The sequence below is a fragment of the Hydrogenophaga sp. GW823-FHT04C09 genome, assembly GCF_058796355.1.
This window is the reverse complement of sequence record NZ_JBXAIO010000002.1, coordinates 401,051-420,237: the sequence shown is the minus strand read 5'-3', so window position 1 is coordinate 420,237 and position 19,187 is coordinate 401,051. Positions and strand designations below refer to the sequence as shown.

The 19,187-nt window shown below is 70.2% G+C and carries 16 protein-coding genes; 10 read left to right on the top strand and 6 right to left on the bottom strand.

All coding sequences use genetic code 11. The features are described 5' to 3' along the window. Positions 1 to 2: 2 nt before the first annotated feature. The 3 genes from AC1Q9M_RS07180 to AC1Q9M_RS07170 form a co-directional block, all read right to left on the bottom strand. Positions 3 to 689 (bottom strand): GntR family transcriptional regulator, encoded by a 687-nt coding sequence (locus AC1Q9M_RS07180; RefSeq protein ID WP_444688380.1) that lies wholly within the window; start codon positions 687 to 689, stop codon positions 3 to 5. 141 nt (positions 690 to 830) lie between these two features. Next, positions 831 to 2,030, bottom strand: a complete 1,200-nt coding sequence (locus tag AC1Q9M_RS07175; protein ID WP_444688381.1) for an L-dopachrome tautomerase-related protein — start codon at positions 2,028 to 2,030, stop codon at positions 831 to 833. Continuing rightward, the gene (locus AC1Q9M_RS07170; RefSeq protein WP_492433062.1) at positions 2,027 to 2,716 is read right to left on the bottom strand and encodes a type 1 glutamine amidotransferase domain-containing protein; all 690 of its coding nucleotides are present in this window, start codon (positions 2,714 to 2,716) and stop codon (positions 2,027 to 2,029) included. The genes AC1Q9M_RS07175 and AC1Q9M_RS07170 overlap by 4 nt, the downstream gene beginning before the upstream one ends. 110 nt (positions 2,717 to 2,826) lie before the next feature. On the opposite strand from AC1Q9M_RS07170, the gene AC1Q9M_RS07165 reads away from it, so the two are divergent. After that, entirely contained in the window at positions 2,827 to 3,762 is a 936-nt protein-coding gene (locus AC1Q9M_RS07165; protein ID WP_382327273.1) for a LysR family transcriptional regulator, read from the top strand. Here the strand turns inward: AC1Q9M_RS07165 and AC1Q9M_RS07160 are convergent. Further along, entirely contained in the window at positions 3,759 to 4,715 is a 957-nt protein-coding gene (locus AC1Q9M_RS07160) for a LysR family transcriptional regulator (protein ID WP_382323445.1), read from the bottom strand. The two genes, AC1Q9M_RS07165 and AC1Q9M_RS07160, sit on opposite strands and share 4 nt — an antisense overlap. Positions 4,716 to 4,790: 75 nt before the next feature. On the opposite strand from AC1Q9M_RS07160, the gene AC1Q9M_RS07155 reads away from it, so the two are divergent. From AC1Q9M_RS07155 to AC1Q9M_RS07140, 4 genes are read left to right on the top strand one after another with little or no spacing between them, the layout of a single operon-like run. Then, positions 4,791 to 5,702 (top strand): enoyl-CoA hydratase/isomerase family protein, encoded by a 912-nt coding sequence (locus AC1Q9M_RS07155; RefSeq protein ID WP_444688384.1) that lies wholly within the window; start codon positions 4,791 to 4,793, stop codon positions 5,700 to 5,702. Beyond that, entirely contained in the window at positions 5,699 to 7,861 is a 2,163-nt protein-coding gene (locus AC1Q9M_RS07150) for an acetate--CoA ligase family protein (protein WP_444688385.1), read from the top strand. Before AC1Q9M_RS07155 ends, AC1Q9M_RS07150 begins: the two co-directional genes overlap by 4 nt. Continuing rightward, a complete protein-coding gene (locus AC1Q9M_RS07145; RefSeq protein WP_444688386.1) occupies positions 7,858 to 8,466 on the top strand; it encodes a 2-hydroxychromene-2-carboxylate isomerase in 609 nt (202 codons plus the stop codon). Before AC1Q9M_RS07150 ends, AC1Q9M_RS07145 begins: the two co-directional genes overlap by 4 nt. A gap of 60 nt (positions 8,467 to 8,526) precedes the next feature. Beyond that, positions 8,527 to 9,495: a Bug family tripartite tricarboxylate transporter substrate binding protein gene (locus AC1Q9M_RS07140; RefSeq protein WP_444688387.1), complete on the top strand. Its 969-nt coding sequence runs from the start codon at positions 8,527 to 8,529 to the stop codon at positions 9,493 to 9,495. Between the two features lie 27 nt (positions 9,496 to 9,522). Here the strand turns inward: AC1Q9M_RS07140 and AC1Q9M_RS07135 are convergent, their stop codons facing one another. Further along, positions 9,523 to 10,386 (bottom strand): IclR family transcriptional regulator, encoded by an 864-nt coding sequence (locus AC1Q9M_RS07135; protein ID WP_382323442.1) that lies wholly within the window; start codon positions 10,384 to 10,386, stop codon positions 9,523 to 9,525. Between the two features lie 178 nt (positions 10,387 to 10,564). Here AC1Q9M_RS07135 and AC1Q9M_RS07130 point away from each other — a divergent pair, with 178 nt between their 5' ends. Genes AC1Q9M_RS07130 through AC1Q9M_RS07120 form a run of 3 tightly spaced genes read left to right on the top strand, consistent with a single transcriptional unit; the run spans position 10,565 to position 13,708 of the window. Then, positions 10,565 to 11,710, top strand: a complete 1,146-nt coding sequence (locus tag AC1Q9M_RS07130; protein ID WP_444688389.1) for an FAD-dependent monooxygenase — start codon at positions 10,565 to 10,567, stop codon at positions 11,708 to 11,710. A gap of 27 nt (positions 11,711 to 11,737) precedes the next feature. After that, the gene (locus tag AC1Q9M_RS07125) at positions 11,738 to 12,703 is read left to right on the top strand and encodes a tripartite tricarboxylate transporter substrate binding protein (RefSeq protein ID WP_492433057.1); all 966 of its coding nucleotides are present in this window, start codon (positions 11,738 to 11,740) and stop codon (positions 12,701 to 12,703) included. Positions 12,704 to 12,715: 12 nt separating this feature from the next. Further along, the gene (locus AC1Q9M_RS07120; RefSeq protein ID WP_382323439.1) at positions 12,716 to 13,708 is read left to right on the top strand and encodes an ABC transporter substrate-binding protein; all 993 of its coding nucleotides are present in this window, start codon (positions 12,716 to 12,718) and stop codon (positions 13,706 to 13,708) included. A gap of 15 nt (positions 13,709 to 13,723) precedes the next feature. Here the strand turns inward: AC1Q9M_RS07120 and AC1Q9M_RS07115 are convergent, their stop codons facing one another. Continuing rightward, the gene (locus AC1Q9M_RS07115; RefSeq protein ID WP_492433054.1) at positions 13,724 to 15,670 is read right to left on the bottom strand and encodes a methyl-accepting chemotaxis protein; all 1,947 of its coding nucleotides are present in this window, start codon (positions 15,668 to 15,670) and stop codon (positions 13,724 to 13,726) included. 294 nt (positions 15,671 to 15,964) lie between these two features. Between AC1Q9M_RS07115 and AC1Q9M_RS07110 the strand changes: the two genes are divergently transcribed. Both AC1Q9M_RS07110 and AC1Q9M_RS07105 read left to right on the top strand, forming a co-directional pair. Continuing rightward, entirely contained in the window at positions 15,965 to 17,845 is a 1,881-nt protein-coding gene (locus AC1Q9M_RS07110; protein WP_382323436.1) for a PAS domain-containing hybrid sensor histidine kinase/response regulator, read from the top strand. 32 nt (positions 17,846 to 17,877) lie between these two features. Further along, entirely contained in the window at positions 17,878 to 19,185 is a 1,308-nt protein-coding gene (locus tag AC1Q9M_RS07105) for a serine hydrolase domain-containing protein (RefSeq protein WP_492433052.1), read from the top strand. Positions 19,186 to 19,187 lie beyond the last annotated feature (2 nt).

Here is a 19,187-nt window from a genome sequence, read left to right as displayed (position 1 = left end):
GCCTAGGCGTAGATCTCTTCGACCGAGCGCCCGCTCATCCACTCGGTCAACACCCGCTCACCCCACTGGATGTCTTCCTGGATGGCCTTGGACGCCATCTCGGGGTTGCGGGCCTTCAGGCCTTCGAGCACCTTGTAGTGCGGGTGGCCGCTGTTGAAGATGTTGCGCCGGGGCACCTTGGCGTGGAAGGTGTTCAGCAGCGGCCCCATCCGCACCCACAGGGTCTCGACGACCGCGGACAGGCTGGGCAGCCGCGCGGTGGCCATCAACTCGAAATGGAAATCGCGGTTGCGCCGGGCGGCGTCCTTCGGGTTGGTGGCCGAGGCCTTGATGAACTGGTCCTGGATCTTCTCCAGGTGCTCGATTTCCTTGCGCGTGATCTGCCGCGCGGCCTGGGCGGCGGCCGCGCCTTCGAGCAGGCCCCGCATGAGCTGGATCTCGCGCACGGTGGCCAGGTCCAGCTCGGGGACCGCGATCGAGGTGGCGGCGGTCACGTCCAGCGCCTGCTCGCTGGCCAGGCGGAAGATGGCCTCGCGCACCGGTGTGATGCTGGTGCCCAGCACCTCGGCGAGTTCGGCGATGCGCAGCCTCGAACCGGGCGCGTATTGCCCGTTCATCAAGGCATTTCGAATCTCAACGTACACGCGTTGGGACAGGTTCTGCTTTTCCACTCGGCCCAGTTCAGCCATCTCCGCACCTTACTTTTTACATCATATATCCTGTCCGGAATGTAGCAGAAAAGGGCGGGATGCACGGGCGCGACAAGGCCACGCTGTCTCCTGCGGCTCAGCGCAGGAAACAGCGTGGCGTCGGAAGGCGGCGCGGGATCGTCAGTGGCGCGTGGCCTTCTGGCCGCGCGGCCGCAGCCGCCACAGCTCGTAGCGCTCCTCCCCGGCCTTGACCTGGCCGGCGAAGTGCTGGTTGAGTGCGCTGGCGGTGAAGACCAGGTCACCGCCCGGGTGCCAGGCCGGCGTGTCGGGCCAGCGCACCGCGCCGTTCGCGGCGATCAGCGCCAGCGCGCGCGTTGAGGGGCTGTAGCGCACGATGCCGCCTCGCGTCACGTCGGTGATGTAGAGGTCGCCCACCGGGTCGGTGACGATGCCGTCGGTGTTGCCGCCGACCACGCCCAGGCTTCGGACCTCGCGCGCGATCTGCGCGTCGCTGGCGCCCGCCCGGCGCAACACGGCGGTCGGGACCGCCCAGGCCTGCGTGCCGGTCGTCACCGTCCAGTACAGCGTCTGTCCATCGGGCGAGAGCGCGATGCCGTTGACGCCGATCAGCAAAGGGTTGCCGGGCCAGACCTCGCTGCCGCCGGACACCACCTTGACGCCCGGCTCGATCTGCAGGCTGGCGTGCCCGTCCAGCACACGCCGGGCCGTGCCGCTGGCGTGGTCCACCACGATCAAACCCACCTGGTTGCGCGGCGCGCTGCGAAAGCCGCTGTCGGACACATAGGCCACGCGCCGGCGTTCGTCGACCGCGATGTCGTTGAGGAAGCTGCCCGCCCGATCGGCCACGCCGTCCAGCGCAATGGTCTTCAAGAGCTTGCCCGAGGCCAGTTCGAACACCATCACCTTCTGCGCCCCGGCGGGCGCTTCGGCCTCGCCCGCCACGAAGCCCATGTCCAGCGCCCAGAGCCAGCCGTTGCGCCGGTCCACATGGAAGCCGAGCACGTTGCGCAAGGCCAGGTGGGGCGGCGCCTTCACATCGTTGCCCTGCGTGGAAGGAAAGGCGGTCAGCCTCGCGGGGCCACCGTCGGCCGTGGCGTCGAGCCGGCTCAGGGTGGCCGGCGCGGCGGGCGAGAGCAGGCGGGGCGTGCTCACGTAGGCGCCGCCCCGGGCGTCGAAATGCAGGCCGGCGATGGGCGCGTTCACCGATTGCGCGAACGGCACAGCCGCCTGCCCGGGTGCGGCAGCCTCCCAGCTCACCCCCTGGTAGCTGCGCCAGCGTTCCAGCGGCAGCAGATCGGAAGCCTGGGCCACCCACGGAAAGGCGAGCAGCGCCGCCAGCGCGAACGCGGCGCGGCTCATGAGCGCGCTCCGAGCTGCGCGAGCAAGGCCTCGGCCGTCGCTTCGGAAGATGCCGGGTTCTGCCCCGTGATCAGCCGGCCGGACACCACCACGTGGCTCTGCCAGTCGGCCCCGCGGGTGTAGAGGCCGCCGTGGCCGGTCAACATGTCCTCCAGCGAGAAGGGCACCACGTCGGTGAGCTGGGCCACCGATTCCTCGCTGTTGCTGAAGCCGGTGACCTGGCGGCCGCGCACCAGCGGCTGCCCTTGCGCGTCCTTCACATGGCGCAGCACGGCGGGTGCGTGGCACACCGCGGCCACCGGTTTGTCCTGCGCCAGGAAGCGTTCGATCAACGCGATGGACCGGGTGTCTTCCGCCAGGTCCCACAGCGGCCCGTGGCCACCGGGGTAGAACACGGCGTCGAAGTCCTGCGCGTTCACGTCGCCCAGAGGCAGGGTGCGGGCCAGGGCGGCCTGGGCCCGCGCGTCGGCGTTGAAGCGGCGTGTCGCTTCGGTCTGGGCATCGGCTTCGTGGCTCTTGGGGTCGATCGGCGGCTGCCCGCCCAGAGGTGAGGCCAGCGTGACCTGCGCGCCCGCGTCCTTGAACCGGTAGTACGGGGCGGCGAACTCCTCCAGCCAGAAACCGGTCTTGTGCCCGGTGTCGCCCAGCCGGTCGTGGGAGGTCAGCACCATCAATATCTTCTTCATCGCGCATCCTTTCGAGGCCCGCAGGCCGTGGTTGAAATGGGTTGGACACGATGATCGGGACGCTTCTATGATTCGAAAAGTCGAAAGATTCGATCTTTGGAATTCAATAAATGAATATCGACAACAAGGACCTGAACCTGCTGCGGGTCTTCCACGTGGTCTACCAGGAGCGCAACGCCTCGCGCGCGGCCGAACGCCTGGCGCTGAGCCAGCCCGCGCTGAGCCACAAGCTGGCCAAGCTGCGCCACGAGATGGGCGACCCGCTCTTCGTGCGCGCCCCGCGTGGCCTGACGCCGACGCCCCGGGCGCATGAGCTGGCGCCGCAGGTGCAGGCGCTGGTGGGCGACATCGAGGCCTTCTACCACCGCAGCGAAGGCAGCGACTTCCTCTCGCGCAACGAGCGCCTGCACCTCTTCACCACCGACTACCTCGAACAGTCCCTGCTGCCCGGGCTGTTGCCCCGGCTGCGCGCGCAGGCGCCCGGTGTCATCCTGATCACGCACAACACGCGAGGCCAGCTGCCTCGCGAGGAACTGGAAAAAGGCAGCTGCGACCTCGCCATCGCGGGCTTCTACGACGAGCTGCCCGACACGCTGCGCCAGCAGCGCCTGTTCAGCGAAGACTTCGTGGTGCTGGCCTCGCGCCACAACCCCCACTTGAACGGAGGTGCGTTGGGGCTCGAACAATTCCTGGCCTGCGAACACCTGCTGACCACGCTCACTGGCGATCTGCATGGGCGGGTCGACCGCGCCCTGGAGGCGCGGGGCCTGCGCCGCCGCATCGCGGCGGGCCTCTCCAGCTTCCTGGCCCCGACCCGCCTAGTCCGGGACACGGCCTTTCTGCTGACCTGCCTGCGCTCGGTGGCCGAAGAGGCCGCGCAACGCGACCCCGATCTGCAGATCCACCCGCTGCCGATCGACCTGCCCCGGGTGGAGGTGAAACAGATCTGGCACGAACGCACCGACGCCGACCCCTTGCGGCGTTGGCTGCGGCAGCAGATCCAGCAGGTGTCGGGGCGCCCAGGCCGAGCCGGCGTTCAGGCCTAGGCCCGCACCTGGGCCGCCGCGGCGCGCACCGCCGCCAGGAAGTCGGCGTACACCTCGCCCTGCAGGGAGCTGGGGCGCTGCACGATGGAGATCGGGGCCGAGAACGACGACAGGGGCGTGCGCAGCACGCGCACCAGGCCATGCCGCTGGGCCAACCGGGCCGCGTCCAGGGGCACCAGGGCCAGGGTCACGAGCTCGTGGGCGAGCGCGAGGTTGCTGCTGAAAGAGGCCGATTCCATCAAGGGCCTGGGCGGTGTCACGCCGCCGCGGATGAACTCGGTGTTGAGCAGTTGCCGCGTCACCAGTTCCGGCGGCGGCAACACCCACTGGGCCTGGGCCAGCTCGTGCCAGCCCACCTGCCGCCGGCGGCGGGCCAGCGGATGGCTGGCACCGGCCACGATGGCCAGGGTCTCGTCGTACAGCCGCTCGACCCGCAGCGTGCGCATGGGCTCGCTGTCGAGCAACTCCCCCGAGAAGCGGCCGACCACACAGTCCACCTCCCCCGAATCGAGCGCGATCAGCAGGTCGTGGATGGACCCTTCCCGGAAGCGCACCAGCATGCCGGGGCGGCGCGCCAGGAAGCGCCCGAGCGCGCGCGGCAGCAGGGACAGCAGCATGATCGGCGTGGCCCCCACCCGCAACAGGCCCGCCTCGCCGGCCTCGATGGCCCGCAGTTCGTCGCGCAGGATGCCCCACTCGTTGAGCATCACTTCGGCCCGATGCAGAAAGGCGCGGCCACTGGCGGTGGGGTGGGTGCCCAGGCGCCCGCGCTCGAACAGGCGCACACCCAGCGAGGACTCCAGCTCCTGCAGCATCTTGGTGACCGCGGGCTGCGTGCGGTGCAGCAGCCGAGCCGCCCCATGCAGGGTGCCCGTGGACACCAGCGCACGGCACAACAACAGGTGCGACAGGCGAACGCCCGTGAGAGATGAGGGTGACAGGGGGTCGGTCATTTCGATTCCATTATGGAATCGTTCGATCAAAACAACTCAGTTTTTCAGAATCACCATCTGGTCCACACTGGCCGCATGGACCTCGCTGACACCCCGACCCGCCCCGACGACGCGCCCCTTGTCGCCCAACACCGCGCGGCCGGCGTCGCGTGGCTGGAGATCACCCACCCCCCGATCAACGCCCTGAACCGAGCGGTGCGCCGCGCCCTGCGCGACGCGCTGCTGGCGATCCAGGACGACGCGGCGGTGCGGGCCGTCGTGATCGCCAGCCAGGGCCGCATGTTCTCCGGCGGGGGCGACCTGCGCGAGGTCGGCCAGCCCGATCCGCCCGGCAGCACGCCACTGGGCGACCTGGCCGAGTTGGTGGAGCGCTTTCCCAAGCCCGTGGTCGCCGCGATCCAGGGCAAGGCCATGGGTGGCGGCGTGCTGCTGGCCATGGCCTGCCATGCCCGAGTGGGATCGCACGACGCCCTGCTCGCGCTGCCCGAGGTCAACCTGGGCTTCGTGCCCGGCGCGGGCGGCACGCAGCGGCTGCCGCGCCTGGTCGGCATCGAAGCCGCCCTGGAGATGGTGGCGCTCGCCCAGCCGATGAAGACCGACACCGCGCTGGCCACCGGCTGGCTGGACGCGGTCGTGCCGCCCGACCTGGACCTGCGCGACACGGCAGCGGCCTGGGCCCTGGCCATCGCCGAGGGCGGACGGCCGTGGCGGCGCACCGCCGACCTCGGCGTGCCCGGGGGCCCGGCCACACCGTCGCTCCTCGCGCGCTACCGAGAACTCGCGGCCGAGCGGTTCGGCGAGCGCAAAGCCGTGCAGGAAGCCATCACGCTCATCGCTCTCGCCGCCGAACGTCCCTTCGCCGAAGGCGCGGCCGCCGAGCGCCAGGCCTACCTGCGCCTGGCCTCCTCCGAACAGACCCAGGGCCTGGTGGCGGCCTTCTTCGCCGCCCGCCAGAAAGACCCCAAGACAAAAAGCGCCACACCATGACCAACCTCAGCGAAACCCGCCGCTTCGGCACCGCCACGCCGCGTTCCCTGGCGGCCCTTCTCGATCCACGCTCGGTCGCCATCCTCGGCGCGTCGTCCGACGCCACCAAGATCGGCGGGCGGCCCCTGAAATTCCTGCGCACCCACGGCTTCGACGGGCCCATCTACCCCGTCAACCCGCGCGCCACCGAGGTCCAGGGCCTGCCCGCCTATGCGGCCCTGGCCGACATCCCGGCCCCCGTGGACCACGCCATCATCGCCCTGCCGGCGCACGCGGTGCTGCCCGCGGTGCGAAGCTGCGCCGAGCGCGGCGTGCGCGCGGTCACGGTGTTCAGCTCGGGCTTCGCCGAGGTCGACGAGGCCGGGCGCGCGGCACAGGCCGAACTCGGCGCCATCGCCCGCGACAGCGGCATGCGCATCCTGGGCCCCAACTGCATGGGCTTCATGAACCTGCGCACCGGCTTCCTGGGCACCTTCGCCTTCATGGTCGACCTGGGCCTGCCCCCACTGGGGCGCGTGGCGCTGGTGAGCCAGAGCGGCGCGTTCGGCGGGCAGGCGCTGGTGATGGCGCGCGAGCAGGGCCTGCCCCTGGGCGCCTGGGTCACCACCGGCAACGAATGCGACGTGGAGCTGGCGGACTGCATCGCCCACTTCGCGCAGGACCCCGGCACCGACGTGATCATGGGCTACATGGAGGGCTGCAAGACACCCGCTCGCCTGATCGAGGCGCTCGCCCTGGCGCAGGACGCGGGCAAGCCGGTGATCATGGTCAAGGCGGGCCGCTCCGACGTGGGGCGCGCCGCCGTGCAGTCGCACACCGGTGCGCTGGCCGGCGACGACCGCGTGTTCGACGCGCTGTTCAAGGAATACGGCGTGCACCGCGCGCACTCGGTGGAGGACTTCTTCGACGTGGCCCGGGCCTGCGCCACCGGCCTGCTGCCGCGCGAGGGCCGTGTCGGCGTCTTCACCGTCTCGGGCGGCATCGGCGTGCTCACCGCCGACGCGGCCGAACAGCACGGGCTCACGCTCACGCCCCTGCCGGCCCCCGCACAGGCGCGCCTGCAGGCGCTGCTGCCCCATGCCTCGGTGCGCAACCCGGTGGATGGCACGGCCCAGATCTGGGCCGACATGCGGGTGTTCGAAACCTTCGTGCGCACCCTGCTGGCCGAAGGCGACCACGAGTGCGTGCTGCTGTTTCTCACCGCCATGCCGCATGCGCCCCATCTGCAGCAGCCGCTGGCCGAGATCCTCACGCGCCTGCGGCACGAGTTTCCCCAGGTGCTGATGGTGCTGTCCATGCTGGCGCCGCCCGCGCTCGCGCAGCAGATGCAGGCGGCGGGCTACCTGCTGTTCGAGGACACGACGCGGGCCATGCGCGCGGTGGCCGCGCTCAGGTCGCTCGCCCAGGCGCGGCGGCGCGGCCCGGCGCAACGCGCAACACCCGGCCCGCTGCCCGACGTGAGCGGCCTGGCCGAAGCGCGCACCGAGCACGCGGTCAAGCAACGGCTCGCCACCTGCGGCATCACCGTCCCGGACGAACGGATGGCAACCACCGAGCAGGAGGCGATCGATGCCGCGCGCCAGGTGGGCTACCCCGTCGCGCTCAAGGTGCTGTCGCCCGACATCGTGCACAAGACCGAGGTCGGCGGCGTGGCACTGGGCCTGGCCGACGAGCACGCTGTCTCGGCCGCCTGGCGCCAGATGATGGCGCGCGTGCGCCGCGAAGCGCCCGAGGCCCGCATCGAGGGCGCGCTGGTCACGGCGATGGCCGGGCCCGGTCTCGACTTCATCGTCGGCACACAGCAGGACCCGATCTTCGGCCCGGTGGTCATGGCCGGCCTGGGCGGCGTCTTCGTCGAGCTGTTCAACGACGTGGCGCTTCGGCTCGCCCCGGTGTCGCACGAACAGGCCCACGCCATGTTGCGCGAGCTGCGCTCCCATGCGCTGCTGCAGGGCCACCGGGGCGCCCCCGCGGCCGATGTCGACGCGCTGGCCGACACCATCGTCCGGCTGTCGCAGCTGGCGGTCAGCCAGGCCGCGACGGTCGAGTCCATCGAAATCAATCCGCTGCGGGTGTTTGCTGCGGGCCAAGGCGCGGTGGCGCTCGACGCCGTGGTGCTGCCCCGCGCCGACACCACGGACCAGGACGGCCAGGCATGAGCGGCAAAACCGTCACCTTCTACTTCTCGGTGCTGTCGCCATGGGTCTACCTCGGCGGCCCCCGGTTCCACGCCATCGTGCGCGACACCGGCGCCACCGTGGTCTACCGACCCATCGATCTGCTGCACGTGTTCCGCGCCACCGGCGGCACGCCGCTGGCCGCCTTGTCCCCGGCCCGGCAAGCCTTCCGGGCGCGCGAGCGGGAGCGCTGGTCGGCCTGGCTGAACATGCCGATCAGCGCCAGGCCCGCCCACCACCCCGTGGACGAATCGCTGGCCGCGCAACTGCTGATCGTGGCGCAGGAAGCCCACGGCAACGCGGTCGTCTGGCCCCTGGCACAGCGCATGCTCGCCGGCGTGTGGGTGCACGACCTCGACATCGCCGACCCGGCCACGCTGGAACGCATGGCGCGCGACGAGGGGCTGGACGCCCAGGCGCTGCTGGCGCGCGCGGCGACCCCCGAGGCCCGGGCCCGCTTCGAAGCGCACACCGCCCAAGCCCTCGCGGCGGGTGTGTTCGGCGTGCCCAGCTTCGTGATCGACGGTGATCTGCATTTCGGGCAGGACCGTCTCGACTTCGTGGAGCGCGCGCTGCGCGCCGGATGAGTGCCACACAACAAGCCATCACAGGGATGCTCTTTTTTTGAAGCCAAAGGAACCACGACCATGAACAGGCTCTTGCCCCCACTGCTGCTGACCCTCTGCGCCTTCACCACCCTGGGCACGGCCACCGCGCAGACCTTCCCCACCAAGCCCATCCGCTGGGTGTCCCCCTGGGCGCCGGCCGGGGGCAACGACGTGCTCTCGCGCGCCATCGGCAACGAGATCGCCCGCACGCTCGGCCAGCCGGTGGTGGTGGACAACAAGCCGGGTGCCTCCGGCACCCTGGGCACGGACATGGTGGCCAAGGCGCCCGCCGACGGCTACACGCTGACCCTGGGCAGCCCGGGCACGCACGCCACGGCGGCCAGCATGGTGCCGGGCCTGCCCTACGACCCGGTGAAGTCCTTCACCCCCATCGTGCTCGTGGGCACCGTGCCCAACGTGCTCGTGGTGCCGCCCTCGGTGCCCGCCAACTCGGTGCGCGAACTGATCGCCCACCTCAAGGCCCACCCGAACAGCTACAACTTCGCGTCGGTCGGCAATGGATCGATGCAGCACCTCGCGGGTGAACTCTTCAAGCGCATGGCCGGCGTGGAGATCACGCACGTGGCCTACAAGGGCAGCTCACCCGCCCTGCTCGACCTGACCAGCGGCCGCATCGAGATGGCGTTCGAGAGCATGCCCGTGGTGCTGCAGCTGGTCCGCTCGGGCAAGCTCAAGGCCCTGGCCGTGACGACACCCAAGCGGTCGTCGCTGCTGCCGGACGTGCCCACCGTGGCCGAAGCCGGTCTGCCGGGCTTCGACGTCACCATCTGGTACGGCGTGTTCGGGCCCGCCGGCATGCCGGCGGACGTCACCACCAAGCTCAACCAGTCCATCAATGCCGCGATCCGCACGCCGGAACTCGGCCAACGCCTTTCGGACCTGGGCGCCGACGTGGCCGGTGGTTCGCCGCAGGACCTGGGCCGCTACCAGGCCGCGGAGAGCACGCGCTGGACCCGCTTCATCAAGGAAGCCGGCATCACGCCCTGAGGCGAGGCACCGCTCCCGGGGACCGGATCACGCCGGCTCGGGGGTGGGCTTCCCGACGAAGCCCAGGCCCCGGGAGATTTCGCTGGCCGCCGCGCACACGGCCGGCAACACCGCGTCTCTCACCACCTCGTCGGTGAACGCGTGCGTCATCGCCGTGGCATTGATGCCGGCCACCACCTGGCCCGCCGCATCGAACACCGGCGCCGCGATGGAGCGCACGCCCAGGTGGAACTCCTGGTCGTTGAACACATAGCCGTCCTGGCGCGCACGCGCCAGCAGGTGCCGGAACGCCACCGGGTCGCTGGTCGAATTGGGCGTCATGGCGGGGATGGGACCGGTCCCCAGGATGGCGTCCACGGCCTCGGGTGACAGGTAGGCCAGCAGGATCCGCCCGATCGAGGTCGCGAACGCCGGCGTGCGGGAACCCACATGGATGTTGATCGCGGTCGGCAGCGGAATCCGCGCGTTGGCCACATAGACCAGCTCCCCACCGTCCAGCAACCCCATGTGCACCGACGCATTGACCGAGGTCCGGAGCTGGTTGAGCACGGGTTGCGCCAGTTCGATCAGGGACAGCCGGCTGAGGTAGGCGTAGCCGAGCGACATCGTCAGGGACGTCGGTCGGTAGCGCCGGCCCGGCTCTTCCCGGCTGAGGTAGCCCAGCCGCTCCAGCGTCTGCACATACCGGAAGGGTCGGGCGCGGTTCCAGCCCAGGCGCTGGGCGATGTCGGTCAGCGTCAGGCTGCCGTGTTCGGTCTCGAACACCCGCAGCACCGCCAGGCCCTGGGCCAGGGCCTCCACCCAATAGGGACTTTTGTCGGCCTCGCCACCGTCCGGCTCGTCGGTGGAGGGCGGTGTCAGCGGCGGCGGCGTCTCGGGTGTGGGGTTCATGGGTGATGGGCGCAACGCCACCAGGCGGGCTGCCTCGCGTTGCGCAGCGATTCTATGAAATCGACTTTTGGGCCGGCGCTGATCGGCGCCCGCCCCCATCAGGGTTTTCACCTGGTCGGTTTTGGAACGAAAAATTTAACATGAAAAACTTGTTTTCGTATTCATAACAATTCAGACCATGACCTCTCATCGCATCGCCATCATTGGTGCGGGCATCGGCGGCCTTTCGGCGGCGCTGGCGCTCAAGCGCCTGAACCTCACCCCGGTGGTTTTCGAGCAGGCGGGCCGGTTCGGGCGCGTGGGCGCGGGCATCAACCTGACGCCCAACGCCGTCCGGGCGCTGGACGGCCTGGGCATCGGCCCGGCGCTGCGGGCCTCGGCCTTCCGGCCCACCCGCCGCATCAGCCGGACCTGGGACAGCGGGGAGGTGACCTCCAGCCTGGAAATGGGCGAAGCCGGCGAGCGCCGGTACGGTGCCCCGCAGCTCACGGTGCACCGCGCCGATCTGCTGTCGGCGCTGGAAGCGGCCGCGTCGGACATCGAGATCCACCTGGGCAGCCGGGTCCGGCGGGTGTCCCAGGGCGACGGCCACGCCACGCTGGAGCTCGACAACGGCCAGACGCACCGGTTCGATGCCATCGTCGGTGCCGACGGCATCCATTCCGCCGTGCGGGACAACCTGTTTGGCGCCGACCAGCCCACCTTCACCGGTCAGGTGGCTTTCCGCGCCATCGTCGATGCGCAACAGCTCGGCCACCTGGACCTGACGCCGACCACCAAGTGGTGGGGCCCGAACACCGCCAGCCAGGTGTTCACCTTCCTGATCCACGGCGGGCGCGAGCTGTTCGTGTTCGCCACCGCGCGGGAGGACAGCTGGCGCCACGAGTCCTGGTCGGTCAAGGGAACGCAGCAGGAGCTGCTCGCGGCCTACGCCCAGTTCCACCCCGAGGTGCAGGCCATCCTGGGCCGTTGCGAGGTGGTGCTCAAGACCGCGCTGTACGTGCGCGAGCCCATGGCGCGATGGACGCAGGGCCGCATCACGCTGCTGGGCGATGCCTGCCACCCGATGTTGCCGTTCATGGCCCAGGGCGCGGCCATGGGCATCGAGGATGCGGTGGTGCTGGCGCGCTGCCTGGCCGCCGGGCCGGATGGCGCGGCAGCGCTGCGCACGTATGAAGCGCTGCGCAAGCCGCGCGCCAGCCAGATCCAGGTGGCCTCGGGCAAGAACGACTGGCTGCGCAACGACAACAACGCCGACGGGGTGTACGGCTACGACGCCTGGGCCACGCCCCTGGATGGCACCGATCAACCCCGTGCCGCCTGACGCACGTTCTTCGAGAAGGAAGCTCCCATGAAACGACGCCAACTCCTGAGCGGCTCCCTGGCCGCCGCCACGCTGGCCCTGGCGCCCGCCGCGCGCGCCCAGGCCGCCTTCCCGTCCCGGCCGATCCGGCTGCTCGTGGGCTTCGCGCCGGGCGGTGCCACCGACGCCGCGTTCCGCGTGCTGGCCTCCAATGCCAGCAGCATCCTGGGCCAGCCGGTGGTGGTGGACAACAAACCGGGGGCGGGCATGGTGATCCCCGCCCAGCTCATGCAGACCGTGCCGGCCGACGGCTACACCATCGCCCAGGTGGCGGTCTCGGTCTTCCGCCAGCACTACCTGACGAAGACCAGCTACGACCCGGTCAAGGACCTGAAGTACATCATCGGCCTGGCCTCCTACCCCTTCGGCCTGGCCGTGCCCGCCAGCTCCGACATCAAGACGCTGGCGGACTACATCGCCTACGCCAAGGCGCACCCGGGCGAAATGACCTACGGCACGCCGGGCACGCTGTCGTCGCCCCACCTGACGATGGAAGACCTCGGCCAGCGCGCCGGCGTCAAGTTCAGCCACATCCCGTTCCCGGGCGGCGCCCAGGCGCTCACCGCGGTGCGCGGCGGCCATGTGAAATCGCTCGCCGACGGCCCCAGCTGGGCCAGCCTGGTCGAGTCGGGTTCGCTGCGCCTGCTGGCCATGGCTGGCGAGACCCGCAGCCTCCGCTTCCCCAACGTGCCCACCTTGAAGGAACTCGGCTACCCCATCGTGCAGAACGCGCCGTTCGGGCTGGTCGCGCCGGGTGGCACCGACCCCGCCGTGGTCGAGCGCCTGCACAACGCGTTCAAGCAGGCGATGGACCAGGAGAGCTTCCGCGACGCGCTGCGCAAGCACGACATCGACCCCCAGTACATGAGCAGCCAGCAGTTCACGGCCTTCGCCCACGAGATCATGCAGTCGGAACGCCCCATCATCGACCGCATCGGCCTGCAGCGCCCCTGACGAGGAGACCCCATGCCGGCCCTTTCCCGCCTCCCCAAGCGCCTGGCCCGGGTCCTGCTGGCCGTGGCGGCCTGCACGGCGCTCGCACAACCCGCCGCCGCCCAGCAGCCCCTTCAACCCCTGACCTTCGCCCCAGGCGTCGGCACCGTGCCCTCCACCGCCCTGGTGGAGATGGTCACCCGCGAGCAGGGGCTGTGGCAGAAGCAGGGGCTGCAGCCCACGACGCCGCCGCCCTTGGGCGGCGGGGACCGCCGCACCTGGAACCCCGAAGAAGAAAACCATTCCGACGTCCGCCTGTACGGCCTGGGCGCGGCCATCAACTACATGAGCAAAGGCGTGGACTTCGTGGTCGTCGCCGACCTGGGCCTGCACGCCGAGTGGCACATGTGGTCCTTGTCCGAGCGCCCCATCCAGGCGGCCGACATCCGCGGCAAGCGCATCGCCGTGACCCAGATGTCGGGCACGGACAAGCTCTACGCCGACCTCTTCCTCAAGTCATTGGGGGTGGCACCGAACGAGGTGAACTTCGTCCCGACCGGGGGACTGCCGCAGAACTACCAGGCCCTCAACCAGCGGCAGGCCGACATCTGGGTGACCACCGAACACGCGGCCGCCCTGATCGACAAGGACAGGCGGCTCGGCAGCGTGGTGAAACTCTCGAGCTTCCTGGGCCGTGACTGGGATCCCTACGTGATCCTTGCCAAGCGCGGCACGCTGCAGCGCGATCCGGCCCTGATCCAGCGCGCGGTCGCCGCGCTGCTGGAAGGGGCGCGTGATGTGGCACAGGCCAGCCCGGAGAAGAACCGCCAGCGCCTGATGCAACGCTTCAACGTCGATGCGGCCACGGCGGAGCGGCTGCTGGCCACCGTCTCGTTCGAGAACCCCTCCGGACGGATCCGGGTGCCCACCATCGAGAAGATGCGCCGCCACTACATCGAACAAGGGATCATCCAGGCCGACGCCCTCGCACTGCGCAGGATCTACGACGAGACCGCGCTGCCGTGAGCACGGCCGCGGGGCTCAGCCGGCGCTGGTCGTCCCGAGCTGGAACACCGACACCGTCTTCACCAGCTCGTCCGCCTGCTGGCGCAGGCTGCTGGCGGCGGCGGACATTTCCTCCACCAGCGCGGCGTTCTGCTGCGTGGTCTGGTCCAGCTGCACCACCGCTTCGCCGACCTGGCTCACGCCCGCGCTCTGTTCGCCGCTGGCGGTGCTGATGTCCGACATGAGGCGCGAGACCTTCTGGATCGAGGCAATCAGCTCCTGCATGGTCTGGCCGGCCTCGTTCACGAGCACCGTGCCGTTGCCCACGCTCTCCACGCTGGTGCCGATCAAGGCCTTGATCTCGCGCGCGGCCTGGGCCGAGCGCGTGGCGAGGCTGCGCACCTCGCCGGCCACGACCGCGAAGCCCCGGCCCTGTTCACCGGCGCGCGCCGCCTCGACGGCCGCATTGAGCGCCAGGATGTTGGTCTGGAACGCGATGCCGTCGATGACGCCGATGATGTCGGCGATCTTGCGCGAACCGGCATCGATGTCCTGCATGGTGTCCACCACGCGCTGCACGGCCGCCCCGCCCTGCTCGGCCAGCGTGGTGGCCGAGCGCGCGAGCTGGTCGGCCTCGCGCGCATGGCCCGAGTTCTGGCCCACGGCGGTGCCCAGCTGCTCCATGGAGGCCGCCGTTTCCTCCAGCGCGCTGGCCTGGTTCTCGGTGCGGCTGGACAGGTCCTGGTTGCCTTGGGAAATCTCCGCGCTGGCCGTGGCCACGGCCTCGGCGCCGCGCCGCACGCGGCCGACCACGCTGGCCAGGTCCTTCTGCATGATCGCCAGCTGGGCCATCAGGCTCTGGGTGTCCCCGGTCCGCACCGGCACCGGCTGCCCCAGGTCGCCCCGGGCCACGCGCGCACTCACCGCCACCGCTTCGGCCGGTTCACCGCCCAGCGGGCGCAGCACGAGGCGCTGCAGGGCCCAGAGCAGGCCCAGCGACACCACCACGATCGACACCGCGCCCAGCAAGGCCGCGGTGACGTTGAGCTGGCGCACCTCGGCGAGGATGCGGTCCTGCGGCACGGTGGCCGCGAAGGCCCAGGACGAGTTGTCCCGTCCCACGCGGATCGGCACGTAGACGCTGGTCACCTCGGTGTTCAGTCCCTCGTGCAGGTAGCGCACGCGCTGCGGCCGGTTCTCGCTCAGCGCGGCGCGCAGGGCGGCCAGTTCGGCCGGCTTGGTCAGCGCCTGCCCCACATGGGCGGGGTCGCGGTCGCCGACGTACAGGGCGCCGTTGGACAACAGGCTGGCGTAGCCGGTGTCGTAGATGCGGATCGCCTGCACCTTCTCCTGCAGGCTGGACAGCGGCAGGTCGATGCCCGCCACGCCCACGAACTGGCCGTTGACCACGATGGGCACCGAGGTGGTCGCGATCAGGATTTCCTTGCCCGCGACCGTGTACTTGTAGGGCTCGATCAGCGTTTCCTTGCCGGTGCGCTTGGGCAGCTGGAAATAGTCGCCCGGACCGGGTTTGTCGTAGTCCACCAGCGGCTCCACCACAGGAGCGCCGGCGCCCCGGTTCCAGTAGGGGATGTAGCGGCCCGTGGCATCGTGGCCCGGCTTGTCCACGTACTCGGCGTCGCGGCCGTCGAACGCGTTGGGCTCCCAGGCCACCCAGACTCCCAGGAAATGGGGCGAACCCTCCAGCACGTTGCGGATCAGCGCATCGGCCTCGATGCGGTCGGCCTGCCCGGTGGCCTTCAGGCCGCCCAGCGCCTGGGCCAGCGTGCGCGCCGCCGTCATGGTGGCGTTGAGCTCGGACTCCACCTGCGCCGCGTTGCGGCTCGCCAGCTCCTCGGCGTACATGAGGGCGGTGCTTTCCTGCAGCTGGCCGGCCTGGCGGGTCAGCGAAATCACGGTGACGGCAAATCCGACCAGCACCACCCCGATGACCAGCAGCAGCAGCTTGGTGCGCAGGCTCATGGTGGCGAGAGGGGAACTCGTGGAAAGGGAGTGGGGATGAGACACGCGGCTTCTTCTTTCTTCGTCCAGTGGAAGTGAATGCCTGGCGCTGCCCGAAGGCGGGCGAAGCCAGGCGACCTGTCAGGACGGTGAATTTCCCACGCCGGCGAATCCGCAAGACCGCGAACAGACGGGGAAAGCCGGGGCAATTCCCCCTCGCGGGGTCCGTGCGCCAACCCACACAGCCGCGCCACCGTCGCGGCGTAGACTGAGGGCCGCCGCCGCCCACCCTCCCATCCCCTGGAGCGCACTTCAGTGACTGACCCCGACACGCGCGAACCGTCCACCGCCGACCGCTTCCAGCTGCTGGTGGAGGCCGTCCAGGACTACGGCATCTTCATGCTCGACCCGGCGGGCCACGTGATGTCGTGGAACGCGGGGGCCGAACGCATCAAGGGCTACCGCGCCGACGAGGTGATCGGCCGGCACTTCTCGATGTTCTACCCGGAGTCGGCACGCGCACGGCAATGGCCCGACCACGAGCTGCGGCAGGCCGCGGCGGTCGGCAAGTACGAGGAAGAAGGCTGGCGCGTCCGCAAGGACGGCACGCCGTTCTGGGCCAACGTGGTCATCACCGCGATGCGCGATGCCCACGGCACGCTCACCGGCTTCGGCAAGGTCACGCGCGACCTCACCGAACGGCGCGCCCACGAAGAAGCCCTTCGGCAAAGCGAGGAGCGCTTCCGCCTGCTGATCGAGGGTGTGCGCGACTACGCCATCTACATGCTCGACCCCGACGGCATCATCCAGAGCTGGAACGGCGGGGCCGAGGACATCAAGGGCTACGCGGCCAGCGAGGTGATCGGCAAGCACTACGGCATGTTCTTCCGGCAGGAGGACGTTCAGGCGGGCCTGCCCGTCCGGGAACTCAAGGAAGCCCTGGCCCACGGCCGGACCGAAGACGAAGGCTGGCGCGTGCGCAAGGACGGTTCGACCTTCTGGGCCAACATCATCGTCACGCCCATCCACAGCGCGGACGGTTCCCTGCTCGGCTTCGCCAAGGTCACGCGCGACATGAGCGAGCGCAGCAAGCTGCGCGAGCTGGAGCATTCTCTGAAGCGCATGAACGAGTTCCTCGCCATGCTGGCCCACGAGCTGCGCAACCCGCTCGCGCCCATCCGCAACGCGGTGTCGATCCTGCAGCTGGAGGGCTCGCCCAGCCCCACGCTGCGCACCAGCCGCGACATGATCGACCGGCAGTTGACCCACCTCACGCGGCTGATCGACGACCTGCTGGACGCCGGGCGCCTGACCAGCGGCAAGATCCGCGTCAAGCCCGAGCGCGTGTCCTTCAACCAGATCGCGACCCGGGCCATCGAGGTGGCGCGGCCCGCGATGGACGCCCGGGCCCAGGCCTTCGACGTCGACATCCCGGCCGCCAACCTCTGGGTGAACGCCGATGAAATCCGACTCGCCCAGGTGCTGCAGAACCTGCTGGGCAACGCCTCCAAGTTCACGCCCATCGGCGGCACCATCAAGCTGAGCGCCCGCGTGAACGGCACCCGCCTGCGGGTGGAGGTGGCCGACAACGGCGAGGGCATCTCGGCCACGGCCATCCACGACATCTTCGCGCTGTTCTCCCAGGGCGATGGCATTGCCGCGTCGCGGCAGTCCGGCCTGGGCATCGGGCTGGCGCTGGCGCGCTCGATCGTGGAGATGCATGGCGGCACGATCGCCGCCACCAGCCCCGGCCTGGGCCAGGGCAGCGTCTTTCACTTCGAACTGCCCGGCGCCTTCGTGGACGCGACAGCGAGCCAGCCGGAAACCCCCTGGCTCCTGGTCGTGGACGACAACCGGGACGCCGCCGACAGCCTCGCCGACCTCCTGCGCATGCTGGGTTTTCGCGTGCGCACCGCCTACGATGGCAAGGCCGCGCTCGAAGCCGCCCGCCAGGACGGCCCGCGCGTGGCCTTCCTCGACATTGGCATGCCGGACAAGAACGGCGCGCAGGTCCTGCAGGAACTGCGCGACCTGCCCGGTGGCGACACCCTCTTCGCCGCCGCCGTCACGGGTTACGGCAGCGAAGACGAAAAAGCCGGCCGCGCCGACTTCGACGGCTTTGACGCGCGCCTTCAGAAGCCGGTCAAGCTGTCCGACCTGAAAGACCTGCTAACCCGCGCCCAGCTGGGGAGTTAACCTTCATGGCCCCTTGTTCGCAAAGGACCGCCATGACATCCTCCCTCCTTCTGTTCGCGCTCGCGCTGGGCGTGGCCCACACCGCCGCCGCCCAGACCGCGCCACTGGACGCCGCGGCCAGCGACCCCGCCAGGCTGGGCTGGATGGTGGGCTCCCCGCCCCCACCGGAGCGGCAACTGCGCTTCGACGACGGGAGCTACTTCCAATTTCCCGCGATGCGCTGGAGCGTGTCGAACTTCCGCCAGCTCATGCCCACGGTAAACGTCTCCCGCGGTGTGGGCGCGCCCACGCCGCTGCCGCGCGCGCTGCGACAGGACATCGACGCCGTGCGCTTCACCCCCCTGGGCGGCGCGGCCACGATGAGCTGGGCCGAATCGCTGGCCGCCAACTACACCGACGGCATCCTGGTGCTGCACCAGGGCCGCGTCGTCTACGAGCGCTACTTCGGCGTGCTGAACGCGCAGGGGCAGCACGGCGCCATGTCGGTGACCAAATCCGTCACCGGCACGCTGGGCGCGATGCTGGTGGCCGAAGGCCGGCTGGACGCGGACAAGCGGGTCGCGGACTACGTGCCCGAGCTGGCGCGCTCGGCCTTCGGCAACGCCACCGTGCGGCAGGTGCTCGACATGACCACGGGCCTCAAGTACAGCGAAGACTATGCCGACCCCAACGCGGAAGTCTGGGCCTTCTCGCAAGCCGGCAACCCGCTGCCCAAGCCGAAGGACTACACCGGCCCGCGCAGCTATTACGAGTACTTGCAGACCGTGCTGCCCGAAGGCCGGCACGGCGCGGCCTTCGGCTACAAGACCGTCAACTCCGATGCCCTGGGCTGGGTCATCGCGCGCGTCACCGGGCGCAACGTGGCCGAACTGCTGTCCGAGCGCATCTGGAGCCGGCTGGGCGCGGAGCAGGACGCCTACCTGACGGTGGACGCCACCGGCACCCCCTTCGCCGGCGGCGGCCTCAACACCGGCCTGCGCGACCTCGCGCGGTTTGGCGAGATGCTGCGCCAGAACGGCCGCTTCAACGGCCAGCAGATCATCCCCAAGGCCGTGGTGGACGACATCCGGCGCGGCGGCAGCCGCGAGGCCTTCGCCCAGGCCGGCTACAGCCTGCTGCCCGGCTGGAGCTACCGCAACATGTGGTGGGTCACCCACCAGCCCGACAGCGCCTTCATGGCGCGCGGCGTGCACGGCCAGCGCATCTACGTGAACCCGCAGGCCGGCGTGGTGATCGTGCGCTACGCCTCGCACCCGGTGGCGAGCAATGCCGCCAATGACCCGACCACGCTGCCGGCCTTCGACGCGGTGGCGCGGCACCTCATGCGCCAGCCGCGCTGACG

Coding starts and splice junctions, on each gene's coding strand:
- AC1Q9M_RS07180 (WP_444688380.1), bottom strand. CDS start 689: ATGGCTGAACTGGGCCGAGTGGAAAAGCAGAACCTGTCCCAACGCGTG.
- AC1Q9M_RS07175 (WP_444688381.1), bottom strand. CDS start 2,030: ATGAGCCGCGCCGCGTTCGCGCTGGCGGCGCTGCTCGCCTTTCCGTGG.
- AC1Q9M_RS07170 (WP_492433062.1), bottom strand. CDS start 2,716: ATGAAGAAGATATTGATGGTGCTGACCTCCCACGACCGGCTGGGCGAC.
- AC1Q9M_RS07165 (WP_382327273.1), top strand. CDS start 2,827: ATGAATATCGACAACAAGGACCTGAACCTGCTGCGGGTCTTCCACGTG.
- AC1Q9M_RS07160 (WP_382323445.1), bottom strand. CDS start 4,715: ATGACCGACCCCCTGTCACCCTCATCTCTCACGGGCGTTCGCCTGTCG.
- AC1Q9M_RS07155 (WP_444688384.1), top strand. CDS start 4,791: ATGGACCTCGCTGACACCCCGACCCGCCCCGACGACGCGCCCCTTGTC.
- AC1Q9M_RS07150 (WP_444688385.1), top strand. CDS start 5,699: ATGACCAACCTCAGCGAAACCCGCCGCTTCGGCACCGCCACGCCGCGT.
- AC1Q9M_RS07145 (WP_444688386.1), top strand. CDS start 7,858: ATGAGCGGCAAAACCGTCACCTTCTACTTCTCGGTGCTGTCGCCATGG.
- AC1Q9M_RS07140 (WP_444688387.1), top strand. CDS start 8,527: ATGAACAGGCTCTTGCCCCCACTGCTGCTGACCCTCTGCGCCTTCACC.
- AC1Q9M_RS07135 (WP_382323442.1), bottom strand. CDS start 10,386: ATGAACCCCACACCCGAGACGCCGCCGCCGCTGACACCGCCCTCCACC.
- AC1Q9M_RS07130 (WP_444688389.1), top strand. CDS start 10,565: ATGACCTCTCATCGCATCGCCATCATTGGTGCGGGCATCGGCGGCCTT.
- AC1Q9M_RS07125 (WP_492433057.1), top strand. CDS start 11,738: ATGAAACGACGCCAACTCCTGAGCGGCTCCCTGGCCGCCGCCACGCTG.
- AC1Q9M_RS07120 (WP_382323439.1), top strand. CDS start 12,716: ATGCCGGCCCTTTCCCGCCTCCCCAAGCGCCTGGCCCGGGTCCTGCTG.
- AC1Q9M_RS07115 (WP_492433054.1), bottom strand. CDS start 15,670: ATGAGCCTGCGCACCAAGCTGCTGCTGCTGGTCATCGGGGTGGTGCTG.
- AC1Q9M_RS07105 (WP_492433052.1), top strand. CDS start 17,878: ATGACATCCTCCCTCCTTCTGTTCGCGCTCGCGCTGGGCGTGGCCCAC.